The sequence below is a fragment of the Bifidobacterium sp. ESL0745 genome (assembly GCF_029433335.1).
Lineage (GTDB): Bacteria > Actinomycetota > Actinomycetes > Actinomycetales > Bifidobacteriaceae > Bifidobacterium.
The window spans coordinates 336947-363212 of record NZ_JAQTHX010000001.1 but is presented as its reverse complement, the minus strand read 5'-3'; the positions used below and the strand labels follow the sequence as shown (position 1 = coordinate 363212).

Annotated in this window: 26 protein-coding genes and 1 pseudogene; 6 read left to right on the top strand and 21 right to left on the bottom strand. The window is 56.0% G+C overall.

Going from position 1 to position 26266, the window contains the following annotated elements:
• Positions 1-280: 280 nt before the first annotated feature.
• Both PT275_RS01315 and PT275_RS01310 read right to left on the bottom strand, forming a co-directional pair.
• Entirely contained in the window at positions 281-1933 is a 1653-nt protein-coding gene (locus tag PT275_RS01315) for an ABC transporter substrate-binding protein (protein ID WP_277151602.1), read from the bottom strand.
• Positions 1934-2109: 176 nt separating this feature from the next.
• Positions 2110-3084, bottom strand: coding sequence for a tyrosine recombinase XerC (locus tag PT275_RS01310; RefSeq protein ID WP_277151600.1), 975 nt, complete (start codon positions 3082-3084; stop codon positions 2110-2112).
• Between the two features lie 196 nt (positions 3085-3280).
• Between PT275_RS01310 and PT275_RS01305 the strand changes: the two genes are divergently transcribed.
• On the top strand, positions 3281-3556 hold the full coding sequence (locus PT275_RS01305; protein WP_277151598.1) for a DUF6725 family protein: 276 nt from the start codon (positions 3281-3283) through the stop codon (positions 3554-3556).
• A 95-nt stretch (positions 3557-3651) separates the two neighbouring features.
• Here the strand turns inward: PT275_RS01305 and PT275_RS01300 are convergent, their stop codons facing one another.
• From PT275_RS01300 to PT275_RS01210, 19 genes and pseudogenes are all read right to left on the bottom strand, one after another.
• Positions 3652-4722: a prephenate dehydrogenase/arogenate dehydrogenase family protein gene (locus PT275_RS01300; RefSeq protein ID WP_277151596.1), complete on the bottom strand. Its 1071-nt coding sequence runs from the start codon at positions 4720-4722 to the stop codon at positions 3652-3654.
• Positions 4716-5924, bottom strand: a complete 1209-nt coding sequence (locus tag PT275_RS01295; RefSeq protein WP_277151593.1) for a prephenate dehydratase domain-containing protein — start codon at positions 5922-5924, stop codon at positions 4716-4718. Before PT275_RS01295 ends, PT275_RS01300 begins: the two co-directional genes overlap by 7 nt.
• Positions 5921-6445 (bottom strand): alcohol dehydrogenase, encoded by a 525-nt coding sequence (locus tag PT275_RS01290; RefSeq protein WP_277151591.1) that lies wholly within the window; start codon positions 6443-6445, stop codon positions 5921-5923. Before PT275_RS01290 ends, PT275_RS01295 begins: the two co-directional genes overlap by 4 nt.
• A gap of 287 nt (positions 6446-6732) precedes the next feature.
• Complete coding sequence (gene typA / locus PT275_RS01285) at positions 6733-8664, bottom strand: translational GTPase TypA (RefSeq protein ID WP_277151589.1); 1932 nt, start codon at positions 8662-8664, stop codon at positions 6733-6735.
• Between the two features lie 366 nt (positions 8665-9030).
• Positions 9031-9849 carry an NUDIX hydrolase gene (locus tag PT275_RS01280; protein WP_277151587.1) on the bottom strand — a complete coding sequence of 273 codons (819 nt, stop codon included), beginning with the start codon at positions 9847-9849 and terminating at the stop codon, positions 9031-9033.
• Between the two features lie 165 nt (positions 9850-10014).
• Positions 10015-11379: an MFS transporter gene (locus PT275_RS01275; protein WP_277151585.1), complete on the bottom strand. Its 1365-nt coding sequence runs from the start codon at positions 11377-11379 to the stop codon at positions 10015-10017.
• Between the two features lie 193 nt (positions 11380-11572).
• A complete protein-coding gene (gene scpB, locus PT275_RS01270) occupies positions 11573-12178 on the bottom strand; it encodes an SMC-Scp complex subunit ScpB (protein WP_277153612.1) in 606 nt (201 codons plus the stop codon).
• Positions 12179-12510: 332 nt separating this feature from the next.
• A complete protein-coding gene (locus PT275_RS01265) occupies positions 12511-13359 on the bottom strand; it encodes a segregation/condensation protein A (RefSeq protein WP_277153611.1) in 849 nt (282 codons plus the stop codon).
• Between the two features lie 218 nt (positions 13360-13577).
• The gene (locus PT275_RS01260; RefSeq protein ID WP_277153610.1) at positions 13578-14417 is read right to left on the bottom strand and encodes an AAA family ATPase; all 840 of its coding nucleotides are present in this window, start codon (positions 14415-14417) and stop codon (positions 13578-13580) included.
• Between the two features lie 463 nt (positions 14418-14880).
• Positions 14881-15837, bottom strand: coding sequence for a site-specific tyrosine recombinase XerD (gene xerD / locus PT275_RS01255; RefSeq protein WP_277153609.1), 957 nt, complete (start codon positions 15835-15837; stop codon positions 14881-14883).
• 91 nt (positions 15838-15928) lie between these two features.
• Positions 15929-16378: a SpaA isopeptide-forming pilin-related protein gene (locus tag PT275_RS01250; protein WP_277151583.1), complete on the bottom strand. Its 450-nt coding sequence runs from the start codon at positions 16376-16378 to the stop codon at positions 15929-15931.
• 184 nt (positions 16379-16562) lie between these two features.
• A complete protein-coding gene (locus PT275_RS01245; protein ID WP_277151581.1) occupies positions 16563-16823 on the bottom strand; it encodes a hypothetical protein in 261 nt (86 codons plus the stop codon).
• 61 nt (positions 16824-16884) lie between these two features.
• Positions 16885-17013 (bottom strand): hypothetical protein, encoded by a 129-nt coding sequence (locus PT275_RS01240; protein WP_277151579.1) that lies wholly within the window; start codon positions 17011-17013, stop codon positions 16885-16887.
• 485 nt (positions 17014-17498) lie between these two features.
• Positions 17499-18164: a class C sortase gene (locus tag PT275_RS01235; RefSeq protein WP_277151578.1), complete on the bottom strand. Its 666-nt coding sequence runs from the start codon at positions 18162-18164 to the stop codon at positions 17499-17501.
• 45 nt (positions 18165-18209) lie between these two features.
• Entirely contained in the window at positions 18210-18392 is a 183-nt protein-coding gene (locus PT275_RS01230; RefSeq protein ID WP_277151576.1) for a hypothetical protein, read from the bottom strand.
• 267 nt (positions 18393-18659) lie between these two features.
• Positions 18660-19043: a 50S ribosomal protein L20 gene (gene rplT, locus PT275_RS01225; protein WP_277151574.1), complete on the bottom strand. Its 384-nt coding sequence runs from the start codon at positions 19041-19043 to the stop codon at positions 18660-18662.
• A gap of 54 nt (positions 19044-19097) precedes the next feature.
• Entirely contained in the window at positions 19098-19292 is a 195-nt protein-coding gene (rpmI, locus tag PT275_RS01220; protein WP_277151572.1) for a 50S ribosomal protein L35, read from the bottom strand.
• 340 nt (positions 19293-19632) lie between these two features.
• Positions 19633-20295: pseudogene (gene infC / locus PT275_RS01215) on the bottom strand (translation initiation factor IF-3); the annotation flags it as partial.
• 278 nt (positions 20296-20573) lie between these two features.
• On the bottom strand, positions 20574-21080 hold the full coding sequence (locus tag PT275_RS01210; protein WP_277151569.1) for a GNAT family N-acetyltransferase: 507 nt from the start codon (positions 21078-21080) through the stop codon (positions 20574-20576).
• 198 nt (positions 21081-21278) lie between these two features.
• Here PT275_RS01210 and PT275_RS01205 point away from each other — a divergent pair, with 198 nt between their 5' ends.
• The 5 genes from PT275_RS01205 (at position 21279) to PT275_RS01185 (ending at position 25727) form a co-directional block, all read left to right on the top strand.
• A complete protein-coding gene (locus PT275_RS01205) occupies positions 21279-22118 on the top strand; it encodes a thiamine diphosphokinase (RefSeq protein WP_277151567.1) in 840 nt (279 codons plus the stop codon).
• A 281-nt stretch (positions 22119-22399) separates the two neighbouring features.
• Positions 22400-22771 carry an arsenate reductase family protein gene (locus PT275_RS01200; protein WP_348519512.1) on the top strand — a complete coding sequence of 124 codons (372 nt, stop codon included), beginning with the start codon at positions 22400-22402 and terminating at the stop codon, positions 22769-22771.
• Positions 22772-22841: 70 nt separating this feature from the next.
• Positions 22842-23897, top strand: coding sequence for a type I glyceraldehyde-3-phosphate dehydrogenase (gap, locus tag PT275_RS01195; RefSeq protein ID WP_277151563.1), 1056 nt, complete (start codon positions 22842-22844; stop codon positions 23895-23897).
• 230 nt (positions 23898-24127) lie between these two features.
• Positions 24128-24637: a Cys-tRNA(Pro) deacylase gene (gene ybaK / locus PT275_RS01190; protein ID WP_277151560.1), complete on the top strand. Its 510-nt coding sequence runs from the start codon at positions 24128-24130 to the stop codon at positions 24635-24637.
• A gap of 139 nt (positions 24638-24776) precedes the next feature.
• Complete coding sequence (locus PT275_RS01185) at positions 24777-25727, top strand: aldose 1-epimerase family protein (RefSeq protein WP_277151558.1); 951 nt, start codon at positions 24777-24779, stop codon at positions 25725-25727.
• The last annotated feature ends 539 nt before the right edge of the window (positions 25728-26266 follow it).

Here is a 26266-nt window from a genome sequence, read left to right as displayed (position 1 = left end):
GACATCCCGCTTCTAGTGGGATTATATCCGACACATTTAGCCAGACACACCGATGGCGATTGTTTTCCTCACAACGGCCTGAAATAAGCAATTTGCGATAAAGCCGCTTTATCGGTCCCTTCTTCAACTCTTTTCGCAAAAGAACCCGAATCCGAACACAAAAAGGAAGCACACGGCAAAGCATGTGCTTCCTTTTCACAACAACCTGCATAATCGTCAGCGTATCAGCCCATTATCCGAAAGACCGGCGCAAAGACGCAGGATTATGCTTGGGGTTATCTTACTTGCGGACCAATTCGCCATAGACAGGCTCACCCTGCCAGTTCATTTCGAATCCGCTGACCTTGGTGGAGGCGACACCATCATTGTTCTTGTAGTACATAGGGATGGCAGGAAGATCATTGAGCAGGATCTCCTGGGCCTCGGAATAGTACCCGTTGGCTTCGTTCTGATCCTTGGCCGCATACGCCTTGTCCATCAGCGCATCGAACTTCGGGTTCTTGTAACCGCCGTCGTTCGAGCCATTGCCATCGGCAGCGCCGGAAGCAAAGTTCTGGAACAGATAGTTCTCAGCCGAAGGATAGTCAGGCTGCCAGCCGGAACGGAAAGCGCCCTTGATGGAGTGGTTGCCCACCGCGTCGCGGAACTGCTGGAAGGTCGGCATCGGGTTGGTGGCGGCGATCTTGCTGCCCAACGCGTTGTTGATGGAATTGACCAACGCATCGAAGACGGGCTTGGCACCGCCATCGGCGTTGTAAGCCAGGGTGAAGGGATCGGTGTCCTTGGAGATGGCATCGGCCTTCTGCCACAGTTCCTTGGCCTTGGTCGGGTTGTACTTCAGGTTCTCGCTGCCCTTGAGCCCGGACTTGTAGCCAGGGGTCAACGGCGAAGTGAAATCATCGGCCGGCTTGTCCAAGCCATTGAGCACCTTGTCGACGATGCCCTTGCGATCGATGGCCATGGAGATGGCCTGACGGCGCAGGGTACCTTCTTCGGTGCCAGCCTTGAAGTGGTTGAGGTCAGAGGGGATGGTGAACATCTGGTTGACGGAGCCGGGCTTGTTGTAAGGCTGGACGCTGGAATCGGTGCGGAAGGTCTTGCTGTCGGCGGCGGGAATGGATTCCATGACGTCGAGCTGGCCGGACTGAATGTCGGCATAAGCCGCATCGTCCTTGGTGTAGATCTTGAAGGTGATGCCGTCGTTCTTGACAGGCTGAACACCCTTGTAATCCTTGTTCTTCACCAATTTGATATCGGTGCTGTGATCCCACTGGACGACCTTGTATGGGCCATCGCCAACCGGCTTCTCGCCGAAGGCCTTGGGATCCTTGTAGAAGGAAGCGGGCAGCGGTGCGAAGACATAATGGCCGACCTTGATCGGGAAGGTCGAATCAGGCTGAGACATATCGACGGTGAAGGTCTTGTCATCGACGACCTTGAGGCCTGAAAGCTGTTCGTCACCCTTCAAGCCATCCGTCTTCTGCAGGTCGGAGAAGCCCTTGATGGTGGAGAAGAATGAAGAACCCTTTTGGGCGTTCTTCGCGTTGGCGGTATAGCTCCACGCCTTGGTGAAGGACTGAGCCGTGACGGCGGTGCCATCGGTGAATTTCCAACCCGGCTTCAGCTTGATGGTGTATTGGGTCGAATTGGCGTTCGGAGTGATCGACTGGGCGACCTCATTCTTCGCGTTGCCTTTGGTATCAAACGTAACCAGACCGGAGAATGCAAGCTGAATCGGCTTTGCGCCTTCGCTTTCGTTGGTGTTTCCGGGAACCAGCGGGTTCTGTGGTTCGCTGCTATAGGCAGTGATGATCTTGTCACCACTGGTGCTTTTGGACGATGAGCTTGACGAAGAGCCGGAGCCACCGCAGGCACTGAGGAGCATGGCCGCTGAGCAGACTACCGCTGCGAGGGCCAGACCTTTCTTCTTCATAAGATTTCTCCTATCTTTTTTATTGTGCAGAGAACCTGCACATCTAACAAAAAAGGCCGGCAGACACGCCAACCTCTTTGCTGATACTTCTCATTTATACGCTAGCACGTAGATTATGCAAGCCGAAATTCACCAAATGGACAACAAAAACGGACAATAAAAAAACATATTCCTGTTTATGCACGCGGAAATGCCTGATCATATCGAGATTTCAGTTGCCCGATGGAAACATGCGTGTAACGTTGGGTGGTCTTCAGAGAGGAATGACCGAGCATCTCCTGGACCTCACGCAGATCCGCACCGCCGTCAAGCAAATGGGTGGCGGTGCTGTGGCGCAATGCATGCGGCCCGATATCGGGCACACCCGCCTCTTCGGCCTTGCGGTGCACCACCTGACGCACGATCCGCTGGTCAATGCGGGCTCCACGGGTACCCAAAAACAGTGCATTTCCTGATTTTTCATTCTTGACGAACGCAGGACGCCCCTCGCTGCCGAGCCAACGTTCCAGCGAGCGCATTGCCGGTGCCCCGAACGGCACGACGCGCTGCTTGTCGCCTTTGCCAGTGACACGCACGGTTCTGGTATCAAACGAGATATCAGTGACATCCAGCCCTGTAAGTTCGGCCACGCGGATGCCCGTGGCATAGAGCAGCTCCACCATCGCGGCATCGCGCAGTGCAAGCGCCTCATCGACGGGCTTCCGTTTCGACGCTGTGGCTTCGGCTCGATCCTTCTTGGTTTTTCCCGGATCTTCGAGCTTTTGGACGCAATCGTCATCGACGGTGTCCATCAGCCGTTCGGCCTGTGTCTCATTTAAAACGGTAGGCAGTGTCTGCGCGATCTTCGGGGTCATCAGTGTCGCCGCGGGGTCAGTGGCAATGAGATCGTGTTCGTCCGCCCATGCAAAGAAGTTGCGCACCGCAACCGTTTTACGTGCCATTGAACTGCGGGCGTGGTCGGGCGATTCGTGCGCCATCCAGCCACGCAGGTCTTCCAACCTCACGTTGTCCAAGTTGGATACGCCGGAATCGGAAAGAAAACCAAGGCATTCCAGCAAATCTGAGCGGTAGGCCTTGACGGTGTTGTCCGAAAGCCCTCGATTGGCCTTGAGGAAAGCCAGGAACCGTTCTGTTTGTTGCTCATATTCCATGTTTTCCGCCTCCCCGCATTTTTTGTTTCGGCGTCGACCAAATCGAAACTTTATTTCTTTATTTCTTCAATTATTGTATTGACCATGAACCTTGGGCTTCCTTGATATGACGTCAAAGCAGGAATCCTTCATTCTCATGAAATGACATAGTATAAATGCAACGTTCAAAACTTGTGCAAACGCAAAAGGAAGAAAAATGCCGCTGCCAAAATCCATCCCCGCCGGGGCCCGTCTGATGGTGCGCACGCTTGACGGCCGTGACGAGCAAACAGGCTGTTTGCAATACCGAGACTTCATCGGCCATGTGCGTTCGTGGGACAGGTACACGCTTTGCATCACACGAGACGCGTCAGCCAACGGTTCACGACCTGCATATGACGTTGATATCCCCCGTGACGTCATCGTCGCGCTAAAGCCGATTCCCGAACGGAAACGACCGGGACAGGCGGAAAACAAACCGGCCACGCAATAAATCGGTCGAGTCTCGGCAGAATGGTTCGCACACATTCGTCTATCAGAATTTCGCCTATCAGCGACAAAACCGGCAACCGAAAACGCCAAGTAATTTCAGATAGCGGAACGAGTCTCGACTTCTACCTGCCACGGCTGAATGAAGCGTATCACGTGTTCGCCTCGGCGCGCAGAATCAAGGAAGGTACGTTGCCACGCCGATTTGGGAATCGGAATGACGGTACGTTCGCTTTTCTGCAGTGCTACGGATTGACTCTCAACCGCACAGTCATCGGCACGCTGGTCAAATTCCCACGGCAGATGTGATTCGTTTTCGCGCTGGCGTATTTTGTAGTCCCGGAATGGTTGCCCGGCTTCGAAAAAGCGGGTCAACGCAGCGTCGTCACGGGCGTCAAGGTCGTCGGCGAATGCTGTCAGGCGCCTGGCCAAATCACGCAACAGCGCCTCAACATTGTTGGCATCCTCCTCGATCATCGCCCGCGTGCGCTCCGGGTCGGTCAGGGCCACGCGGGTCATGTCCCGCCAGGAACCCGCGGCAAGCGCGGCCGCGATGTTGCGGTCGGGGCTCTCGCTCAACTCATTGATGAACGCAGTGGAAACGACGTGCGGCGCATGCGAGATCATCGCGGCGGCGCGGTCGTGTGTCTGGTCGTCCAGAACGATGATTCGGTTGCCGACCACCCCGGTAATCAAAGTGGCAACCTTCAAAAAACGCTCGTAGTCGGTCTTTTTGTCAACGCTGAGTGCCCAAAGCGCGTCCTTGTAGATGGCGGGATCACTGGCGGCAAACCCCGAAAATTCGGTACCGGCCATCGGATGCGCGCCGACGTAGCAATCGGCAAGACCAGCCTCTACGACTTGGGAACGCACCATTGCCTTGACACTGCCGACATCGCTCAGCGTGGTCGCCTCGCGGTCGAGTACCGGGGCAAGGCGGGCAAGCATTTCGGGCATGGCTTTCAGCGGATTGCACAGAAACAGCACTTCTGGCTTGGCGGCGGCCAACGCTTCAAGCGTCGCGACGCAGTCAATCCCGTCCTTGCGCGCGTCGGCATACGGCCTGTCGGTATGGTTCCAAGCGATCACCTCGACGTCATGGGCAGCCAGACGTCTTGCCAGCGAACCGCCGATAAGCCCCAAGCCTACGATTCCGACCGATGTCACCACAGCAATTCCCTTTCCTCTTTGGCCCTTTTTACATCTGAAACCTGATCCGTGTCGGTACTGCCATCGACGGAACCGGCCACCATATCATGTTCGCGCCTGCGGCATATCCCGCCTTGCGGCAGCATCCATGTGTCGACCGGTGGATTCGGGTGTTCACCACGCGGATAGACAGCCAGGGTCTTGACCCAATCGCCTTTGGACACGATCTGGTGAAGCAGCCGGCTGAAATTGGGCTGCCAGGGGGCGGCGTCGAGTGTGATGATAAAGCTGTAGGTACCGGCGTTGCCTTTGATGGGCCGTGACATGAGGCTGGTCATATTGAGCCCTTCGTCGCGTACGGCATCAAGCAGGTTGGCGATGACGCCGGGACCGGTACTCAGCGGTATCACCGCGATGATCGTCTCGAAATCGATAACGTCGCTTTCGCGCTTGGCCTGTAAAACGCGACGGACCTCGTTGCGCGGAGCCACCACGAGGAAGTCGGTTTTGGCGCCGCCAAAATCCTGTACATTGTGTGCAAGCGTTTGTAGACCATACAGGCTGCCGCATATCGACGGCCCCAACGCCACCTGGCCAGGCCGGACATCGCGGCACGCGGCCGCGTTTGAGGATGACGGCACCGGTGTCAGATCGTGTTCGCTGATAAATCGCGTGCATTGTGCCAGACCGTGCGGGTGCGCAGTGGCCTCATGCAGAGTGATGTCGTTCAAGGCAAGGTTCTCGCGAACAGAACCACGAGTATCATGCCCTTCGACGGATGACGCGAGATCTTCTATTGAATCGATACTGTTGGATGAACCCGTGTCGATGCTCGGTTTGTTGGCAACGGTACGATCCTCTTGTGTCTTTTCCGGACAAACGAACGCATCGAACGCGATCTCAATGCCCAGCCTGGCCAAACCAGCCACGTTCCTTGCGTCGATGACGGCATCAAGATTCGGCACGACATAGCCCTCGACACTGTTCTCCCAAGCGATAACCCCCCAACCCAAACCGGCCTCTACATCTCGGATGATGTTCGGAACGTTCTGCCTGGCAGCAAGCTCGATATGACGATGCTGCCCGCCAAATGCTTGTGCTGCGTTCACCGCCGCCTGATGGGTGAATGAACCTTCCGGGCCTAAGAAAAGGAACGTTTTCGGCTCGTGTCGCCCAATTTGCCCCACGCCATTGCCCGCTACGTCGGTGTTTACGGCGCTCATTGCCGTGCTGCCTTATCGCAAGCCGCGGCAATCGCCATATCACTGCGGTGGGCTGCCGAAGATTTTTTCAATACGGGAATGACAAACCAGCGACGCGGCAGGAAGACCATCACGATCTGGATAACGATCATGCCGAAGAACCAGAACCAGCCGGCGTACTGACTAAAGAATGGAATGGTTGAGCTGTAGAAACCCATAGGCACCAGAATATCGCCGGACATCGCGGTGGCCGATGCCACGGCGACGACGCCAGAGGAAACAATCATATGCAATCCCAACCCCACTACCCCACTGCGGGCGCGAGAACTCCAAGCCGAGATGCCGACAATCAGCAAAGCCAATACCAAACCGACTGGTGCATTGTATTGTGCTCCCAGCCGGTGCACCAGCGTGCCACACACTCCGACCACGATTCCTGCCACCACACAAATCAGCGCACGAATCCATGCATTGTATTGATATGACCACGGCAGATCCGCTTTTTGCGCGGCGGTTTTAGCTGATACAGCAGGAGAAGTCATAATGCCAGTATGCCCCACCGGGCGGTCAAAGCGCCGAGTTGCCATATCAAACCGATGAATTAAATCATGTCTGCCGAACCGATTTGATTCCTAGGACGGCAGAGAAAACCCACTTTGCTGATGGATTTTGTTCATTTGTTGCCGTCAGTCATAAATCACGTCAATAAATAACATTTCTCAGCGCACTTATGTTCATTTCGCGCCGTGAAGCCGGTTTTTACTTCTGATACAGAGAAGCCTCCCGAATCTGAATGATTCAGGAGGCGTTAAGAATCGAAGCAGTTCGACTATTGATTGGCCTTGCTGGCGTTTTGGCGACGCTGACGGGCGTGCCACTTGTACCATTCGTCACGGTCGAGAATGACCTTGCGCACGCGGATCGCCTCGGGGGTGACCTCGACGCACTCGTCCTCGTTGGCGAAATCAAGCGCCTCTTCAAGGCTCATCTTGATCGGCGGGGTGAGTGTTTCGAGCACATCGGCGGTGGAGGAACGCATGTTGGTCATGTGCTTGGCCAGCGTGACGTTGACATCGAGCTCGTCGGGCTTGTTGTTGATGCCGACGACCTGACCCTCATAGACGTTGGACTGCGGCTCGACGAAGAAGTTGCCACGAGCCTGCAAGCGCTGCATGGCGTACGGGGTGGCGACGCCGGCGCGGTCGGAGACCATGGAGCCGTTCTGGCGGGTCACGATCTCGCCCGCCCATGGGGCATATCCGGCGGAAATGGAGCTGGAGATGCCGGTGCCGCGGGTAGCGGTCAAAAGCGCGGTACGGAAGCCGATCAGGCCACGGGAAGGAACCGTGAACTGCAGACGGACCCAGCCGGAACCATGGTTCGACATCGAGTCCATACGGCCCTTGCGGTCGGCCATGAGTTGAGTGACGGCGCCCATATATTCCTCGGGTACGTCGATGGTGTCGTTCTCCATAGGTTCGTTGAGCTTGCCGTCGATGGTCTTGGTGACCACCTGCGGACGGCCGACGGTCAGCTCATAACCTTCGCGGCGCATCTGCTCGGCCAAGATGGCGAGCGCGAGTTCGCCACGACCCTGCACCTCCCAGGTATCGGGACGGTCGGTGGGCAGCACCTTGATGGAAACGTTGCCGATCAGTTCCTTGTCGAGCCTGTCCTTGATCATGCGGGCGGTGAGCTTGTGGTCCTTGCCCTCACGGCCGGCCAGCGGGGAATCGTTGACGCCGAAGGTCATGGAGATGGCGGGGTCGTCGACGTGGATCAACGGCAGCGGCTTCGGATCGTTGGGGTCGACGATGGTCTCGCCGATCATGATATCGTTGACGCCTGCGACAGCGACGATATCGCCGGGGCCGGCCTCTTCGACCGGCGTGCGGTCGAGGCCCTGCGTACGCAGGATCTCGGTCAGCTTGAAGTTCTCGAGCGAGCCGTCGACGCGGGAAAGGCCATACTGCTTGCCCTTCTTGAGGGTGCCGTTGTAGATACGGACCAAACCGAGGCGGCCAAGATAATCGGAAGCGTCGATGTTGGTGACGTGCGCCTGAAGCGGCGCGCCTTCGGTATATTCCGGCGCAGGGATGTTGGAGATGATGGTATCGAAGAGCGGCTCAAGATCCTTGTTGTCCGGCAGGCCTCCGTCCTTGGGCTGGTTGCGCGAGGCGTAGCCGGCCTTCGCGGCGCAATAGATGACCGGCAGGTCAAGCAGGGAGTCGATATCAAGGTCGACACCTTCCTCGGTGACGTCCTGCGCCAGGCCGAGCAGCAGATCGGTGGTCTCGCTGACGACTTCGCTGATGCGCGCATCGGGACGGTCGACCTTGTTGATGCACAGAATCACCGGCAGTTTGGCTTCCAGCGCCTTGCGCAGCACGAAACGGGTCTGCGGCAGCGGGCCTTCCGAAGCGTCGACCAGCAGCACGACGCCGTCGACCATGGAGATGCCACGCTCGACCTCGCCGCCGAAATCGGCGTGGCCGGGGGTGTCGATGACGTTGATGGTGATGCCTTGCGGCTCGCCGTACTTGGCGGCCAGGGGGCCGGTATATTGCACGGCGGTGTTCTTGGCAAGGATGGTGATGCCCTTCTCACGCTCGAGATCGTTGGAATCCATCACACGGTCCGGCACTTCCTCACGTTCGCTGAACACATGCGACTGCTGAAGCATCGCGTTGACCAGCGTGGTCTTGCCGTGATCGACATGAGCCACGATCGCCACATTTCGAATATCACCACGTACCGCCATAAAAGCCTCTCCTACTGCGTATTTTCTTGGGTGTTTAGGGTCTAAGAAATATTCTGCCCTTCACTTACACACAAACCTTCACAATATTATCCACGTATCCCGACACGGGTACGCTATTTGCAAAGCGCCGGAAAACCAAGGTTGCACCAGCCTTTCCGCAAATCGACAAAACGTCTAATTTTGCAATATTTTTTATTATCGATACTTTGCTCTTTGCTCAGCCGAACCCCAAGCAATGGGCTTGCCACCAACTGCATCTACGGCCATCCGCCCCATCACCGACTTGTTCACAACCGACTTGCCCATAGCCATCCGACCGACAGTTGATTTGAGCCATCATCACGTAATTATCGCGGCAAGAAGCAATCAGTCGGTGGTCAACGGAGAGAGGATGTCGTCGGAAGCCCCCGAACCGATACGCGCCGCAACGCCGTCACCCGGCTTGGGGTTGAGCTGCGTGTCCCACGATTTCCACACCTCATTGCCGACGGCGACGACTCCGGGAATGTAACGGTAGACGGCGGCGGGTCTGTGCCGACCTTCCGCAAGCTTCTCCCCCGTCTCCTCAAGCTGCCCGGAAGCGAGCATCTTGCGGCGGAAATTGCCCAGATCGAACGTCCGTCCGGCGATGGCCTCGTAGACGTCGTGCAAACGACGGAGCGTAAAACGGGGCCCGACCAGCTTCGAAGCCACGTCGGGGTATGACATCTTGGAACGCAGACGATTCAACGCATACTTGATGATGTCGGCGTGGTCGAAGGCCAGCGGCGGCAAGGCGGATTCGGCGAACCACTGCACGTTGTCGCCGTCGCGCAGCTCGTCGACCTGCGCGCTGCCGATCAACGCCCAGTAGACGATGGAGACCATGGGCAGGGCGGAGCCGGAACGATGCGGGTCGCCGAAAGTATAGAGCTGTTCGAGATAGCGGGGACGCAGGTTCGTGGTGGACTCCAGCGCGACGAACGCCGACCATTCCAGCGATCTGCCGGCGAGCAGATCCCCACCGGGAAGTGCCCACATGCCCTTGAACGGCTCGCGCACACGCCGCACCAGCGGTATCCACAGTTCGTCGCGTTTCGCTTTCCCGCCATGCTCGTCGTGAGTGTGCGCCAGCGCGAAAATGATGACGGAAACCCCGACCTCGGGCGGCCCTGCCTTGCGTTCCGTAACATTGCCCTGCCACATTTCGACGCACCTTCCGTCATCAACGAGACGATCGCAAATAAAAAAACTTCCGCCTTGAGACTACCAAGACGACGATAAATACGCACAAGTCGGCATATAGGTTTTTCGTATCCTTGGAATTCCGGGGAAGCTGAAAACCTATATGCCGACTTGTGCGGCGACCATTCAGTCCTCAAGCTCCTTGCCAGTAAGCTCAGGCAGTGCAAGCGCCGAAACGCAGGCCAGGATGAAGGCGACGGCGAAGACCACGAAGGCGATCGCCTTGTTGCCGCCCGACATGGTGAGGAACCACGGCATCAGAAGCGGAGCCACAATCGCGGCGATGCGGCCGACAGCGGCGGAAGCACCGGCGGCGGCGCCACGCAGACGGGTCGGATAGATCTCGGGGGTGACGGCGTAGAGCACACCCCAGGCACCGAGGTTGGCGGCGGAGAGCAGCATGCCGAAAATCAGCACCATGGCCACGCTGGAGGCCTGCGAGAAGAGGAAGGCGGCGACGGCGGAGACGGCGAGGAAGATGCTCAGCGTCTTGCGGCGTCCCCAGATCTCGACCAGCCATGCGGCAAGGAAGTAGCCGGGCAGCTGGGCGATGGTGATGGCCAGCATATAGCCCAGCGATTTGGTGAGCGAGCCGAACTGGTCGGCCAATAGCGACGGCATCCAGGTGAACGCACCGTAATACGAGAAGTTGACGAAGAACCAGGTCAGCCAGATGGCGACGGTGCGGCCGAGATACTTGTGGCCGAACAGGGCGCTGGTAGGCACCTTGGGCAGCGGCTTGCCGTTCGGGGACGGCACGGGCGCTATGCCACTGGCCTCCTCGAAGTAGCGGACGGCCTGCTCGGCCTCGTCCTCACGGCCTTTGGATTCGAGGAACCGCACGGATTCGGGGATCTGCGTACGCGTGATGATGGCATAGAAAAGCGGGATCGCGCCGATCAGGAGGGCCCAACGCCAGCCCCAGTCGCCAGTGTTCGGGATGATGAAGAAACCGACGAGGGCGGCGACGATCCAGCCGACGGCCCAGAAGGATTCCAGCAGAACTGTCATACGTCCTCGTTGCTTGACCGGCGAGAACTCACTGACCAGCGTCGAGGCAACGGGCAGTTCGGCTCCAAGCCCCAGCCCGATGATGAGACGCGCTATCAAAAGCACCGGCAGCGACCACGACACGGCCATCAGCGCATCGGCCAGGCCGTAAATGATAAGCGTATAGGTGAAGACCTTCTTGCGGCCGATGCGGTCGGCAAGATAGCCGCCGAGCGCCGCGCCGACGGCCATGCCGACAAAGCCGATGGAAAGCACCCACGACTTCTGCGAGGGGTTCAGCGCGAAATGCGGGTCCTTGGCGATGGCGGTGACGACGAAGGAGACGAGGCCAACATCCATCGAATCGAACGACCAGCCGATGCCGGAGGCAATCAGCAGTTTACGGTGCGCTTTGTTGAACGGCAGCCTGTCAAGCCGCTCGTTGCGGGTCAGGGTTTTGGGTTCCCCCGCCGAGGCCCCGCCCGAAAGTTGTGTAACCATAGTGTCCTTCTTCTTTTCGTGGGTCTTGGTTTGTCAACGCAAATAACCCGCCGAATAGCAATGATCGTGCCAATACCGGCACAAACATCTTTAAGATACCACTTATAGTCAACATGACTATAATTCAGACACGCTGATTTTCAACAATATTGAAGGACTTTGTCCTAACTCTCCGTAATTTTATTTGATTTACTTAATTCACCGTAGGTCCAGAAGTCTCTTCGGCCTGATTGACCACATCACTGGCGGCAGGCATGAAGGGAGCAAGTTCGGGAAGCTGATCAAGCGATTCCAAGCCCATTTTCTCCAAGAAAAGCCCGGTAGTGACCAAAAAAGCCGCACGGGAATCAGAGTCGGCGCCGTCCTCGCGGATAAGCCCTCGCACACTCAGCGCACGCACCACGCCGTCGGAATTGACGCCGCGGATGGCCGCAATCTGGGCGCGGGTAACCGGCTGCTTATAGGCCACTATGGCAAGAGCTTCAAGTGCCGCCTGCGAAAGCCGAGCCATCTGTCCATCGGTGACGAACGCGGAGACGACCGGCTCGAACACCGCGCGGTTGCCGAATTGCCAGCCAAGCGCGGTATGCCGCAGCTCGAAACCACGAGGCGCAAGATTCCTGGATTCATCGCCGTCGTATTCCCTTTGCATAGATTCAAGCGCAGCGCGCACCTCATCTTCGTCAAGGGCAAGCACCCGAGCCAAATCCGTCACCTGCTGCGGCTGGTCGGCAACCATCAGGATCGCCTCAAGGCAGGATTCTAAGCCACCGGGGAAATCGTCGACGCAAAAATCCACGTATTCCGGACGTGTGGGCGCAGTATTCGGGCCTTTGGCAGAAGCAGGATGACCATCATCATCGTCTTCATCGGCAAACCGCTTTCGGCCATCATCGGCCGACGTACCGTTACCTATTCCAGCACTTTCTAGTACAGAACCGGAATCGGCATCATCGGCCTGCCGACCGATACACCCAGACGAGCCAGCGGTTTCGCTTTGGGCATCACTCAATAAGTCATTATCAGCATTTGACATTTTGGCATCCATCACAAAATCCTTGGCACCGCTTTCGCGACGTTCGCTTCCAGTTGCCGATTCGATGCCGTTTTCGGCCATATCATTGGTCTCGCTCATGCGAAATCACCCTCGTTCACTTCTATGGCGTCGTCCCCGTTATCGGCACCTGGTATCCATCGTAAGTGCAAATCCTCAAAGGGACCGGCCTGCTTATACTGCAACACACCTTGCTTGAAGAAAAGCAGAATGGACAAAAACCTCGCGACGACCACCAATGTGTTTTTGGCATCGGCGGTCAGTTCGGCAAATGTCATCGAGCCACCGGAATCCAATCCGCGCAAACGGTCACGCACGATTTGCGATTGTCGTTTCAGATCGACCTGAGAGACGTGCAATTGGTCGAGCCGCACCTGATCCGCCGGAGCATTCAAGAACACCTCCGCCGCGATTTTGGCTAGATCCTTCGGTCCAAGCGTCCAGGCCAGCTCCGGCAGCATTGCGGCGACCGCCGGGTCGCTGAAGGCGGGATGCGAGAAACGTCCGGAATTGGCGGCGAACAGTTCACGGAAATCATTGGCGGCGCTTTTGAACGCACGATATTGCACCAGCCGGGCAAAGAGCAGATCGCGCTCGCGCAATGCTTCCATGCTCTGTTCGTCGCGTTCGCCGTTCTCATCGCCCGGCAGAATCGTCGCACTTTTAGCCTCGACCAACACCGACGCGACATCAAGAAACGCACTGACCTGCTCCATATCGCGAGCCATGTCAAGTCCGCGCACGTACTCGATGAACTCTTCGGTGATGGCCGAAAGCGAGATCTCGGTAAGCTCGAGCTGACGGTTGGCAATCATCGTCAACAGTGCATCGAACGGTCCGGAATAGATGGAAAGATTGACGGAAAAGCCAGCGGTTTCAGGCTTTTGCGAATTCACAGTGTTAACGGCTCCTATAGAGGTGCTTATTCTGTCTGGGTCGTCTACATCGTCATGCGAATCGAAACCCGCATTCGATACCGAAGCGACACTATTTGCAGCATCGTAGATTCGTACCGTCTTCCCACTCGATTCAGTGTCATCAACGGGAGCACCAAGCTCATCTTCGTTCACGACGCCTCACTTACGTAATATGTCCATTAATCTTGCGGAATCCAAAATCCCCATAACCAAGCAGACCTGAAAGCTCACTGCACAATGCCACGGGCGATGAGCTCACGGGCGGTTTCGCGGTATTCCTTGGCAGTTTTGTGATTTGGCGCATAAATCGTGATCGGCGCAGCGGCGACGTTGGAATCCGGCAGCTTGATGGAACGCGAGATCACCGAATGAAAAACCTTGTCCTGGAACGCCTCATAAATGCGCTGCAGCACTTCCTCGCAATGCAGGGTCGAAGTGTACATCGTCACCAAAACACCATAGACCTCAAGCTGCGGGTTGATGCGTGAACGCACCTTTTCAATGGATTGCATCAGTAATGCCACGCCCCGCAGAGCGAAGAACTCGGCGGCCACGGGAATGATCACGCCGTCCGCGGCAGCCAGCGCGTTTACGGTCAACAAACCCAAGGAAGGCTGGCAATCGATGATGATGACATCATATTCATCACGTACGCCCTGCAGAACGCTGGCGAGAATGCGTTCACGCCCGACTTCGGTGACCAGTTGAATTTCGGCCGCGGAAAGGTCAATGTTGGCCGGGATGATGTCAAGGTTTTCGAATTCGGTGTGCTGTACAACGTCGTGGACGTCCATCGAGGAATCGAACAGCGCATTGTAAATGGTGGCGTCCACGGTATTCGCATTGATGCCCAGACCCACGCTGGCAGCGCCCTGCGGATCGAAATCGACGATGAGCACCCGTCTGCCGTACTGGCTCAGCGCACCGCCGATGTTGATGGAACTTGTCGTCTTGCCGACCCCGCCCTTCTGATTGCACATCGCGATGATGCGCGCCGGACCATGATGATCAAGCGGTTTCGGCGCGGGAAAAGTCTCATATTTTCGTCCAAGAAGATCGGTAGGCATATCCCTCATGCTACCAACAGGCCTGTTCACGGCATCGTCCGCCGGCTTGACCGATACGGTGCCCGGAAGCGAAAGCTTGCCCTGCACCACACGCTTCGGACGTTCCTCACCGAGCCACCTCGCCTTGCTGAATCCGCCATCACGATATTGGGTTTTGGATCGATGCGCCGTTTTGCCGTTTCCACCTTTGATTGGGGCTTTGTCCGCACTTTTATCGTCACTTTTGCGAGACTTTGCACTTTTCGTTGCCATCACGTCTCTCCCGCCTCGTCGCATACAGCATACTGGCAATCATCCTAATCCATCCGCATACCAACAAAACAGACAGTCGCCAACCTCGACACCATTGAACTAGCGAGGAAAATCAGCAAAATCACGTTCAAATCGTGATTTTCATCGCGGCTTCAATGAGCATGCGAGCAAACTTAAGGATTATGGTGCCGAAATCCTGATTTTCCTCACATCATCGCGCACGAGGATGGGCGGTCAGGTAGGTTTCGATGAGGTTTTCGGGGCTCACATGGGTGTAGATCTGCGTGGTGGTCACCGAGGCATGGCCCAATAGCTCCTGCACGGTTCGCACGTCGGCACCGCCCTGGATCAGGTGGGTGGCGAAGGAATGACGGAGCGTATGAGGATGAAGCGGCTTGTCGATATGCGCTCGTTCGCCCGCCACTTTGACGACCTCCCAAACCGATTGCCGTGAGATGCGCCTGCCACGTTTGTTGAGGAACATCGCGCGGCGCTCCTTGGCGTCTTTCGCTCTGGATTCCAGTTGCGAACGACCCAACGAAACATAGCGTTGCACCGAATCGATCGCATACTTTCCGAGCGGCACCAGCCGTTGCTTCGACCCTTTGCCGGTAAGCACCACGACGCGCTCATCGGTGTCAATATCATTCAAATCCACGCCGACGGCTTCCGAGACACGGCAGCCAGTGGCATACATGAACTCAAGCAACGCCTTGTCACGCAAAACAACAGGGTCATCACTTCCCCCCATCGAAGCCGCGTCAAGCAGTCTGGCAACCTCGTCGACACTCAGCACGTCCGGTAAATGCTCATTGGCCTTCGGCGCCTTGACCCGAGCCGAAACGTCGTCGGACACCACACCCTGCATCAGCGCAAACTTGTGGAATTCGTGGACACTGGCAAGCCTTCGGGCCTTGCTGCGCCCACTTTCCCCCGCGCTATCGAGCGCGGCGACATACGCTTCAACGTCAAGGCTGGTCACGTCGGCTAGGTTATTGACACCCCGCCTAGCCAGCCAATCCAGATATTTGCGGATATCGGCCGCGTATGCCTTCACCGTGGATTTCGCCAGTCCACGCTCTACGTCGATATGCGCCAGAAACTGCTTAAGCAACACGTTCCAATCCCCGCTTGTCTTGTCCGCGACAGACTCCGTTTTCGCCTCCATGCCTGAGAAAATGCCAGATCGCGTTTTCGATTCTGCTTCCGATCCGTTCATGGTTCCATTCTCACTTCATTATGCGACTTTGAAATAATAATCAGAATGCGTGCCCACAATCAGTACCAAGGCATTGGGGGTATCGCAGGAGGAGGCTGAATGTCGCCATTCTGGCGCTAAACGGCTTTAGGATGCGACGGGTAATGAAGAAAAGCACAGCCGCGCCGTCAAGCAGGACCACCACAACCAGTCCGAACACAATCGCACCCGCGCCGCCTGTCATCGGCAGCTGAGAGAAGGAAGTGGCTTCCCAAACGGTAATCATATGGTTAGAAGCCGAGGTATACGGCCACGAAGCGCCCTGGGCCAAAAGCCATCCATCACCGGTGTTCGAGTATGCAGACTGCGCAGCACTGTTCGGATTGTTCGTGTTCATGGTCACCGTGAACGTCGAAGCGAAAGCGTTGCTGTAGCCCACGGGCACCGCAGTCTCCTTGACTGTGTAGATGTCAGAACCCAAGCCATCCACCTTCAGCTGGCCTTTGGTCATCACTCCCAGGCCGCCGGTCGCCGGGACAATCTCATCGACGATATTGCCAGGCTCAAGTGCAGTGTCGCTGGATACTTTTCATTGACATCGTCGGTATAATTCAGCTTCGCTTCGACTGAAACCGTCAGATAGTCGTACACACCCGAATTGACGATATTGTGAATCGTATAATTGTCATTGACATTCATTGCCCAAGCCAACGCACCGGCAGCCCAAGCAATCCATCGCCAAGTGCATAGATATGCCCTAGCTGGTCGAGATCATCAGAAGTGTTCGCCCCGGCCTGATAGAACAGTTTGAATCCGCGACTGCGTCCTGAAGGGGATGTACCGGTCGTACATGTGGCGGGAGTGGTCGGATTGACCTGGCCGCGTGCCACACGCAACACAAAGTCCATACGCAGCTCAGGATGACCGGTATTGATATGGTTGTTGGTCGCCAGCATCTTGTAGATGCTTCGGCTTGTAATCAATGGTTTGCAAAACTTGGGGACCGACCTCGTCGGTCTATGCCGTCACGGTGGTAAGCGGCGAGAAAAACATGGCGTCAAGCAGCGGGGCCAACGTAATGGCTATCGCGCACAAAGCGCACCACACGGCCTTCCCCCATTTTGCTTGCTTCGCCCTGGTGATCATATGACTACCTTGTCCACGTGTGGTGCGGGCCGGTTCTTCATTGCTACCGGCTTTCATTCCCCAGTGTAAGACACTTGAGAGTATTCCGGTGTATCAAAATAATTGCATTGCACAATATGAATGGTATTTGCACATATTAAAAGTATCTATCTAACAATATATGCAAATATCGTTCATTATTCCAGAATGACGTTATAAGCAGTTGACATCTATGTCGAGCCATGCTCGATAACCCACTGAGGTAACCATTATTATCAAAGCGATAACAACTCATGCCAACGATTCACCGAAATTCAGAGTGGCCGAAGTATGATGCAAAAAGATTTTGACTAACGCCCACCATGGCGAACCGGCCAATGGCGGCGATGCCGGATCGCCAACGCGACGATGCCGAAGGCCATCAAAACGAGAATGGTCACCCTTCCTGCAAGCAACGCGTCACCCTGCGCATCATCGGGATACGGAATAGCTTTGGGAATCGGGCATCATTCAGCCGTCAACACCAGCTGCTGGGTGCTGACCCCGTAAGGCGCGCAGGTCACCAAAGCGACAAGATCCTTACCCGACTTGACCTTGTATAGGTGCGTATCTTGAGGGTTGACGATGTGAATTTCCGTGATCTGGTAGCCGAAAATGCAGTTCAACGTGTTGAGATAAAGGACATCGCCCACCCTGAGCTGATCCAAACGCGTGAAAAGCAATGTATTGGGCCGTCCACGATGCCCGGTGGGTACGGCATTCGTCGACTTGCCGCCTACCGGCAAGCTGGTGCCGTACAGATGGCCGACACCCTTGTCAAGCACAACATCGGACGTACCGTGATAAATGGGCAGCTTCAGCGAAATCTTAGGAATCTGAATCATTCCCATCACACCGCCACTCTCATTGAGCAACGATCGGTAATCATCGTCACGATCGGAGAGAGTCACGTTTTTCTCTTTGCTATCTTTTCCTGAATTTGTCGCGAAAGGATCGGGAAACTCCCCCAAAGAGTTCTGGTCGCTTGCCACGATCTTCGCGTTGTACTGCCGGGCACGTTCCAGTTTTTTGGCGATTTCCCCGCGAGGCCACTTCTGCACACGGTTCAGTGCGGCGACAGCCTGCACTTCCTGCCGGCGCGCGTTGATATATATTGGTTGACCGGCAGCCACAAGGCCAGTCCTATCGCCGACACCACAAGCAAAGCCATAAGTACTTTAAGCGCCGAAATCCATACGACGCTTGCGGCGAATCACCATAAAATGTCGTTTGCCGTTTACCATCACTTCGGCAAAAGAAGAACCTTCAGCATATTCGTTGACGGTGTCGGCGATCAGAGAATTTCGTGATTCATCACGTTGAACCCCGCGCCCGCCTATCGGCCAACCGCCGTATGTCATACCGCTAGCATAGCATCATTTGCCGCAAAATTGTGCAATTCCAGCGCAAAATCCGCATCGTCTGACATTCAGCCATTGAACTTTCAAAGGATTATAAAAAGATACGTCCGAGACGACATAAAATTATGCGATACATCGTCAATCGGTCCCAACTTCACCATTGCCGACCTGCTATAAACAAAAAGCCCCGCAAAAAGCAGGGCTTTAGAAAACGAACACCTATTCACACAAACCAGTGCAAACGGCGAGACGCCGATTACGCAGCACTCAGGCAGCGACGGGGGCGTTCACGTCCTTGGGCAGCGCGGCCTTCGCCTGGTCGACGATGGTCTTGAAGGTGTCAGGATCACAAACGGCGAGCTCGGCCAGCGCGCGACGGTCGAGTTCGATGCCCGCGAGCTTCAGACCCTGCATGAAGCGGTTGTAGGTGATGCCCTGAGCGCGGACGGCGGCGTTGATACGCTGGATCCACAGCTTGCGGAAGTCACCCTTACGCGCCTTACGGTCGCGGAAGTTGTAGTTAAATGAATGGAGCAGCTGCTCTTTCGCACGACGGTACGAACGGGAGCGCTGGCCACGATAGCCCGAAGCCCTCTTGAGAACGACGCGACGCTTCTTATGAGCGTTCACTGCGCGCTTGACACGTGCCATATTGTTTCCTCTAGCTTTCTATTAAACCTATATACCCTATGAACCAAGCCGATTTCAGCGGCCGAGCAGCTTTCGCATGTTCTTGCTCTGCGACGTGGCCAGCACCTGGTCACGGGAGAGGTTGCGGCGCTTGCGCGCGGACTTATGCTCAAGGTTGTGGCGCATCGAGGTGCCCGCCTGCATGAGCTTGCCCGTACCGGTGACGCGGACACGCTTTTTCGCGGCGGAATTGGTTTTCATCTTCGGCATTGCTGCCCTCCTATTTTCTTCGGGGTACCAAACTCATTCATTGGTGCCCTGTACCTGTCAGCGTTTCCGCCGACTTGCACAAAAACTTGTTTTACTTCTTGCTGGCCCTTGGTGCCGGCTTGGTCGGTTTCGCAGGCTTGGCTGCTGCTGCAGGCTTTGGCTTGGCGCTCTTCGGTGCAGCGGGCTTAGCGGACTTCGCAGGTTTCGCTGACTTGTCCGACTTGGCGGGAGCTTCCGGCTTGTCTGCCTTGGACGTCGTCTTGGCGGTCGACTTCACCGAGGTCTTTGCTGCAGGAGCTTTGGCCGGCTTCTTGCTGGTGCTCGACTCCTCGTCCTTGATCTCGTTGACAACGGCCTTTGCCTGACCAGCCTCCTGGGCCTTTTCCTTCTCCTTGGCCTCAAGACGAGCCTTCTGACGGGCTTGGCGGTCGGCACGGGTGTCGGCGCCACGGCGACGCTGCTCGGACTGAGCATGCACCTTCTTGCCCTTGGGCGCCAACGTCATGAAGATGTTGCGACCCTCGTGCTTCGGGTAGAACTCGATGGTGCCATACTCGGAGACTTCATCGGCCAGACGCTGCAAAAGCTCCACTCCGCCGATCGGGCGGGACTGCTCACGGCCACGAAGCATGATGGTGACCTTGACTTTGTCGCCGCCTTGCAGGAAGCGAATCACATGGCTTTTCTTGACCTCGAAGTCATGCTCGTCGATCTTCAGACGGAAACGGATTTCCTTGATCTCGGCCGCACTCTGGTTGCGACGCGCCTCGCGCTGCTTGATCTTCTCGTTGTATTTGTACTTGCCATAGTCGATGAGCTTGGCCACCGGAGGATCCGCATTCGGCGCCACCTCAACCAAATCGAGATTCGCTTCCTTAGCCAGATTCAATGCGACTGAGGTCGCGATGACCCCGACCTGCTCGCTGTTCGGGCCGATCAGGCGTACCTTGGAAACGCGTATCTCGTCGTTAATGCGTGGTTCTGCGCTGATGATGAACTCCAATCCTTGCTGCTCTTGGACGCGTCATCATCCGGAACCTTTACGACATCGAACACATCAATATCATCATTCGCAACATGAATTCAAAACACAGACATCGGAATAAACCAACGCAGTGGAAAACAACGGCAAATGCCGGTTCCCAATCCCTTGCAAATCCAAGGAATGTTCTGAACCCGAAGCTGCGAAAAGCTTCCAGGTGGGGCGCACCCACTTTCTTGATTTCTCAAGCCAACAAATTAGTATACCACCTACCACGACAACATCGCAGGAGGCACGCGTCACGCCGTGGTATCAAAATTAGCGAACTCGATCTCTGGGTTGGCTCCGTTGTCCTCCGTCTGGGTCTTGCCGGTGGGATGGAAACCGATATGACGGTAAAAACCTTGTGCCTTTTCATTGTATTCAAGCACCCACAGCACCACACGCTTGGTCGGCAACGCGTCGAACACCGTCTGTGCCAATTTGCGCCCGATACCAAGGCCCTGACAGCGGTTGAGCACATAAATCGCCGCCAGTTCCGCGGTATTGGGATAATTGCTGGGTTCACGGGCGGGATTCACCAGCTCGGCGTAACCCACCACTTCGCCGTCCATCAGCACCACGAACACATTCGCCGGATCGTGGCGTTTGGTGACCTCAAGAGCAAACTCAGGAGTGATCTTGTCGACAAGCCATTGTGGAAGCTTGCCTTGATAAGTCTCGTGCCAGGTCTGCGAATGGACTTGTGCCTTGGCTTCGAAATCGGCCGGAGTGATGTGGCGGACGACGATGTGGTGGTAGACCATAAACAAATCCTTTCGCATTCCCCGGCTCGCATTTTTTCGAGACCTGAAAAATGCGAGCCCAAAACGAACATCGCTGACAGCATAACACTATGATTCCAACATTCCTGAGCGATCTTCACAATACCGAATGTTCATTTGGCTCACATTTTTTGAAAGCTCCGAAAAAATGCGAGCCTGAAAAAGAGTAACCTCCGTGTTATGACCTCTTCATGCATCGTCTTCGCCGCCGGAACGTATTACGGAAATGAGCCGGATGCCGGCGAACTGCCGGAAAACGCCTTCGTGATAGCGGCGGATGGAGGGATTGACCACCTTCGCGGGTTGGGAATCCGACCCGATTTGGTCATTGGAGACTTCGATTCCGCCAATGTCCAGGTTCCAGAAGGCGTGGAGACCATAGCGTTGCCGCCGGAACACGACGATCCGGACATGCTTTCGGCGCTGAAAGTTGGCTGGACGAGGGGCTATCGGGACTTTCGCATTTACGGCGGACTGGGTGGGCGGATCGACCACACCATCGCCAATATCCAGATGCTTGCGCTGCTGGCACATAATGGCGGGCACGGACTGCTATACGGCGAGCACAGCGTAGTCGCCGCGATTTGCAACGGCTGGCTTCACTTCCCCGCCAACGAGTTGCATGATGACGTCAATGTCGCAAATTCTGAAGTCGAAAAAACGGATCCGGACAATCAGGATGCCATAAGCCGTTGTACAGGTCCGGATGACGGAACAGACACCAACACGGCAAACCGCATGGTCTCGGTATTCTCCCATGCCGACGTCTCGCACGGTGTCACGGAGACCGGACTCAAATACGAACTGAAAAACGGCACGATGCGCAGCGACACGGTGCTCGGGGTGAGCAATGAACTGCTCGACGGACGCCCGGCCTCCATCAGCGTGACCGACGGCACCCTCATCGTCATCTTCCCCATCGAAGCGGCATTGCCGGCCTTCAGCACTGGGGTCAAGGCCTCCGAGACGTTGGGACCCTTGGCTTCCAACGTCTCAAAGCTGCTCAATAAAGCTCGCTGAACGCAAGCGGTACGCAGTGCCTGCCAATGTTTCAGATACACGCCGGATCGCAGAAGAATCCCAGCCTGAAGCCTGTCAATACACACAAATTTCAAACACCGCCAGTCCCCTCACGCAACTGTGGGATATCTGACATTATTAGGTCATGCTGACAGCATTTCCCGCTTTTGAGTCACCACAGAAAAACCTAGAATCAAATCAACGAGACAATGAAAGGACCCATCATGGCCAGCACCAAGGCAAATACCGTGAAACCAGACCCATCCCAACAGGACGACAAGGTGCTCTTCGTGTGCTACAACCACTGCACCACCTGTGCCAAGGCACGCAAATGGCTTAATGACAACGGCGTGGACTTCACCGAACGCAACATCAAAACCGACAATCCCACCGCCGCCGAACTCAAACGATGGTGGAAGGCAAGCGGTCTACCGCTAAAGCGTTTCTTCAACACTTCCGGCATGCCCTACCGCGAGTTGAAACTCAAAAGCAAACTGCCCGAGATGAGTGAGGATGAGCAGCTCAAACTCCTTGCAACCAATGGCATGCTGGTGAAACGCCCGATAATTGTGAACGCTAACAAAATTCTGGTTGGTTTTTCTCCCGAAGCATGGGAAAAAGGGTTTTCTAGTACAGCAGACAAGTTACAGTAAAAGTGTTGGTAAATATACAGCGAAGAATACGAGCCCGTATTCCCAAGCTGTTTCCTTTAGGGAGAATTACATGACAGTAAAGATTGGTATTAACGGTTTTGGTCGCATCGGCCGCCTTACGTTCCGTCGCATTTTCGAACTTCAGGCCCGCGGTGGCGAGGCCGGTGACATCGAAGTCGCAGCAATCAACGATCTGACGACCCCGGCGATGCTGGCCTACCTCTTGAAGTATGACAGTGTCCATGGCACTTTCCGCCACGATGACGGCACCCCGGTTGACGTTCAGTCCACCGACAACTCGATCATCGTTGACGGCAAGGAATACACCGTCTACGCCGAGAAGGACGCCCGCAACATTCCGTGGGTCAAGAACGATGGCGTTGAGTTCGTGCTCGAGTGCACCGGCTTCTACACCTCCGCCGAGAAGAGCCAGGCTCACCTGGACGCCGGCGCCAAGAAGGTCCTCATCTCCGCTCCGGCGAAGGATGAGACCACCCCGACCGTCGTCTTCGGTGTCAACCAGGACATTCTGAAGCCCTCGGACAACATTGTGTCCGCCGGCTCCTGCACCACGAACTCCTTCGCGGCGCTCGTCAAGCTGCTTGATGACAACTTCGGCATCAAGGTCGGCTTCATGACCACGATCCACGCCTACACCGGTACCCAGATGCTGCTTGACGGCCCTCGTGGCTCCAAGCCGCGCAACAACCGCGCCGCTGCCGTCAACACGATCGAGCACTCCACCGGTGCCGCCAAGGCCATCGGCAAGGTTGTTCCTTCCGTGCAGGGCAAGCTGCAGGGCCATGCCCAGCGCATTCAGGTCCCGGACGGCTCCATCACCGAGCTCTTCACCGTGCTCAACAAGGAAGTCTCCGCCGACGACATCAACGCCGCCGCCAAGAAGGCCTTCGAAGGCAATGAAACCTATGGCTACAACGCCGATGGCATCGTCAGCTCTGACATCATCGATGACACCCACGGCGGCGTCTTCGATCCGACGCAGACCGACGTCAACACCATTGACGGCACCACGCTGGCCCGTACCGTTGCCTTCTATGACAATGAGTTCGGCTTCACCTGCAACATGATCCGCACCCTGCTTTACTTCGCTGAACTCAGCAAGTGAACCTGTTGCGGCGCTGAGCTGCAGAACCGTTTCCTTTAAAGAAACGTGATTCGTGACGAAAGATCCCCTTCCAAAAGGTTGGGGATCTTTTCATATTATGTGATAGGTTTCTTTACTCCTTTTAAATCTTGATGGTCGATTCCACGAATCATCCCTCGTGCCTTTCACACGTCGGCAACCGCAAATCAGGAAACGAAAACGATAATCCAAGGCGATTAGACTTAGAGATTATGAGCAAAAAACACAAGAAAGAAGCAGGAACCGCTTCCACCCCCGCCACACGGGAGCTGAGCGAAGCGGGAATTGCTTTCAAGATTTACGAATACGAACATTCCTCCGATCACATGGATGAGGGCTACGGACTCGAAGGCGCGGAAAAGCTTGGTGTCGACCCGCATCGTTCGTTCAAAACGCTGATGGCCGACACCGGCGAGGAACGGGTCATCGGCGTGGTGCCGGTGAGCGGCCATCTGGATATGAAATATCTCGCTGCGGCCGTCGGGGCCAAGAAGGCAACCATGGCCGACCCCAAGGTGGCGCAGCGCGAAAGCGGCTACGTCGTCGGCGGCATCTCGCCATTGGGCCAACGCACGAAACACAAGACCGTGCTCGACGAAAGCGCCATGCAATTCGATGAAATCATCATCTCCGGCGGCAAGCGTGGCTTCAGCGTCGGCGTGAACCCGAACGACCTGGTGAACGTGCTCGACGCAACCGTCGCCAAAATCGGCACTTGGTAAAGCATTGGCCGGGAAGCGGCGATTGCAATCTCGCCACTTCCGTGCATCGTTATGAGGGAAAAGCCGAACAACAAGCAGGCGAAACAATGGATTAGAATGGTGAACGGCAACTATTACGTTTTCTAGTACAGGAGTTGATATGACTTCAACTACACTGCCTCCCCGTTCGGGCCAGCAATTCACCATTTCTCACGGCGACTACACGGCGGTGGTCACCGAACTCGGCGCCACGCTGCGCAAGCTCACCTACCGTGGCAAGGACATGATCGTTTCGTGGGACCCGGACAAGCCGGTGCCCTGCACCAACGGCGAGCTGCTTGTCCCCTTCCCCAACCGCATCGAAGATGGTACCTACACCTTCGAGGGCAAAACCTATACGCTGCCCATCGACGAGCACGGAAACCACAATGCCATCCACGGCTACGGATATCGGGCCTTCTGGAAACTTGAAACCCTTGAAGAGGACCGTGTGACACTTACTTGGCGCACCGGAGGAATGAAGGGCTATCCCTTTGATCTCTTGGTCCGTGCCACCTTTGCGCTCAGCGCTGACGGGCTGAAACTCACGCTATCGGCCACGAACAACGACAGCGTTGACGCGCCATGGGCGTTGGCCATCCATCCGTGGATCGCCAACGGATTTGGCGGCTATGGCGATGAAATCGACGGGCAGAACGCCCAATGCAAGGTGACCATTCCGGCACGTACCCACGTCATCGCCAACGAGCGTCTGTTGCCCACCGGCACCGAACCCGTGAACGGCAAATACGACTTGCTCCAGCCGACGGCGCTGACCGAGCAGCCGTTCGACGATGCGTGGACCGATGTCGAGCGAGATGCTGATGGAAATACCATGGCCACCCTGACTCGCCCGGACGGACTGACCGTGAAGGTCGGCGGCGACAAAACCATTACGTCCTTCCAGATGTGCACCGGTACCGGTTTCGCCCCCGAAAGCCACCCTGCCGGTGTTGCCATCGAACCGCAGACCGCCTACGCCAACGCATTCAACACCGGCCGCGACCTCATCGTCATCAAGCCCGGCGAAACCAGCTCGACCAACCTCTATCTCAAGGCCGAACAGCACTGAGCAAACCATCGGCCCGGCTATAATTCATATTTCTGCCTCCACCCGGTCAATCCTGCCTCCAAACACACGTTTTGAGCCGAAAAAATAGTTGTAGGGGCAGAACTAACCGGTTAGAGGCAGAACTCGACTAATCGTGCTCAACACTAAGTCGCAACAACGTGCGATAATACCAAAGGCTTATTCATTGAACGTAAAGGAGTCCATCATGGGAATGCGCGGACGTAAGCGTAAGGATCGCCGCAAGAAGGCGGCCAACCACGGCAAAAGGCCAAATGCCTGAGTTCCGTTAGGTACGCAGATAAAGAGAATGCCTCGTAGCAATTGCGAGGCATTTTTCGTCTTCCAAACACACAGATCAACCGATGACGAAAACCTTGATGCCACTTCAGCGACCGTTTTCAGCATTCCTGACCATTCATACCGAAAAACACACACTGATAACCGATAAATGACCAGCTTTCTGCATAGGCAAACTGCCACGCAGAAAGCTGGTCACTGACAATTACTACATGAACGGTTTTGCAGCTCAAGCCACTCGT

What these genes read in the sequence shown, in the direction of transcription:
- PT275_RS01250 (WP_277151583.1), bottom strand. Translation starts at nt 16,378, where the DNA reads ATGACCAAAGGCCAGCTGAAGGTGGATGGCTTGGGTTCTGACATCTAC.
- PT275_RS01205 (WP_277151567.1), top strand. Translation starts at nt 21,279, where the DNA reads ATGACCTCTTCATGCATCGTCTTCGCCGCCGGAACGTATTACGGAAAT.
- PT275_RS01210 (WP_277151569.1), bottom strand. Translation starts at nt 21,080, where the DNA reads ATGGTCTACCACCACATCGTCGTCCGCCACATCACTCCGGCCGATTTC.
- rplT (WP_277151574.1), bottom strand. Translation starts at nt 19,043, where the DNA reads ATGGCACGTGTCAAGCGCGCAGTGAACGCTCATAAGAAGCGTCGCGTC.
- ybaK (WP_277151560.1), top strand. Translation starts at nt 24,128, where the DNA reads ATGAGCAAAAAACACAAGAAAGAAGCAGGAACCGCTTCCACCCCCGCC.
- PT275_RS01305 (WP_277151598.1), top strand. Translation starts at nt 3,281, where the DNA reads ATGCCGCTGCCAAAATCCATCCCCGCCGGGGCCCGTCTGATGGTGCGC.
- PT275_RS01290 (WP_277151591.1), bottom strand. Translation starts at nt 6,445, where the DNA reads ATGACTTCTCCTGCTGTATCAGCTAAAACCGCCGCGCAAAAAGCGGAT.
- typA (WP_277151589.1), bottom strand. Translation starts at nt 8,664, where the DNA reads ATGGCGGTACGTGGTGATATTCGAAATGTGGCGATCGTGGCTCATGTC.
- PT275_RS01275 (WP_277151585.1), bottom strand. Translation starts at nt 11,379, where the DNA reads ATGGTTACACAACTTTCGGGCGGGGCCTCGGCGGGGGAACCCAAAACC.
- gap (WP_277151563.1), top strand. Translation starts at nt 22,842, where the DNA reads ATGACAGTAAAGATTGGTATTAACGGTTTTGGTCGCATCGGCCGCCTT.
- PT275_RS01310 (WP_277151600.1), bottom strand. Translation starts at nt 3,084, where the DNA reads ATGGAATATGAGCAACAAACAGAACGGTTCCTGGCTTTCCTCAAGGCC.
- PT275_RS01240 (WP_277151579.1), bottom strand. Translation starts at nt 17,013, where the DNA reads ATGATCACCAGGGCGAAGCAAGCAAAATGGGGGAAGGCCGTGTGGTGC.
- rpmI (WP_277151572.1), bottom strand. Translation starts at nt 19,292, where the DNA reads ATGCCGAAGATGAAAACCAATTCCGCCGCGAAAAAGCGTGTCCGCGTC.
- xerD (WP_277153609.1), bottom strand. Translation starts at nt 15,837, where the DNA reads ATGGAGGCGAAAACGGAGTCTGTCGCGGACAAGACAAGCGGGGATTGG.
- PT275_RS01185 (WP_277151558.1), top strand. Translation starts at nt 24,777, where the DNA reads ATGACTTCAACTACACTGCCTCCCCGTTCGGGCCAGCAATTCACCATT.
- PT275_RS01260 (WP_277153610.1), bottom strand. Translation starts at nt 14,417, where the DNA reads ATGCCTACCGATCTTCTTGGACGAAAATATGAGACTTTTCCCGCGCCG.
- PT275_RS01280 (WP_277151587.1), bottom strand. Translation starts at nt 9,849, where the DNA reads ATGTGGCAGGGCAATGTTACGGAACGCAAGGCAGGGCCGCCCGAGGTC.
- PT275_RS01245 (WP_277151581.1), bottom strand. Translation starts at nt 16,823, where the DNA reads ATGCTGGCGACCAACAACCATATCAATACCGGTCATCCTGAGCTGCGT.
- PT275_RS01230 (WP_277151576.1), bottom strand. Translation starts at nt 18,392, where the DNA reads ATGACATACGGCGGTTGGCCGATAGGCGGGCGCGGGGTTCAACGTGAT.
- PT275_RS01315 (WP_277151602.1), bottom strand. Translation starts at nt 1,933, where the DNA reads ATGAAGAAGAAAGGTCTGGCCCTCGCAGCGGTAGTCTGCTCAGCGGCC.
- PT275_RS01295 (WP_277151593.1), bottom strand. Translation starts at nt 5,924, where the DNA reads ATGAGCGCCGTAAACACCGACGTAGCGGGCAATGGCGTGGGGCAAATT.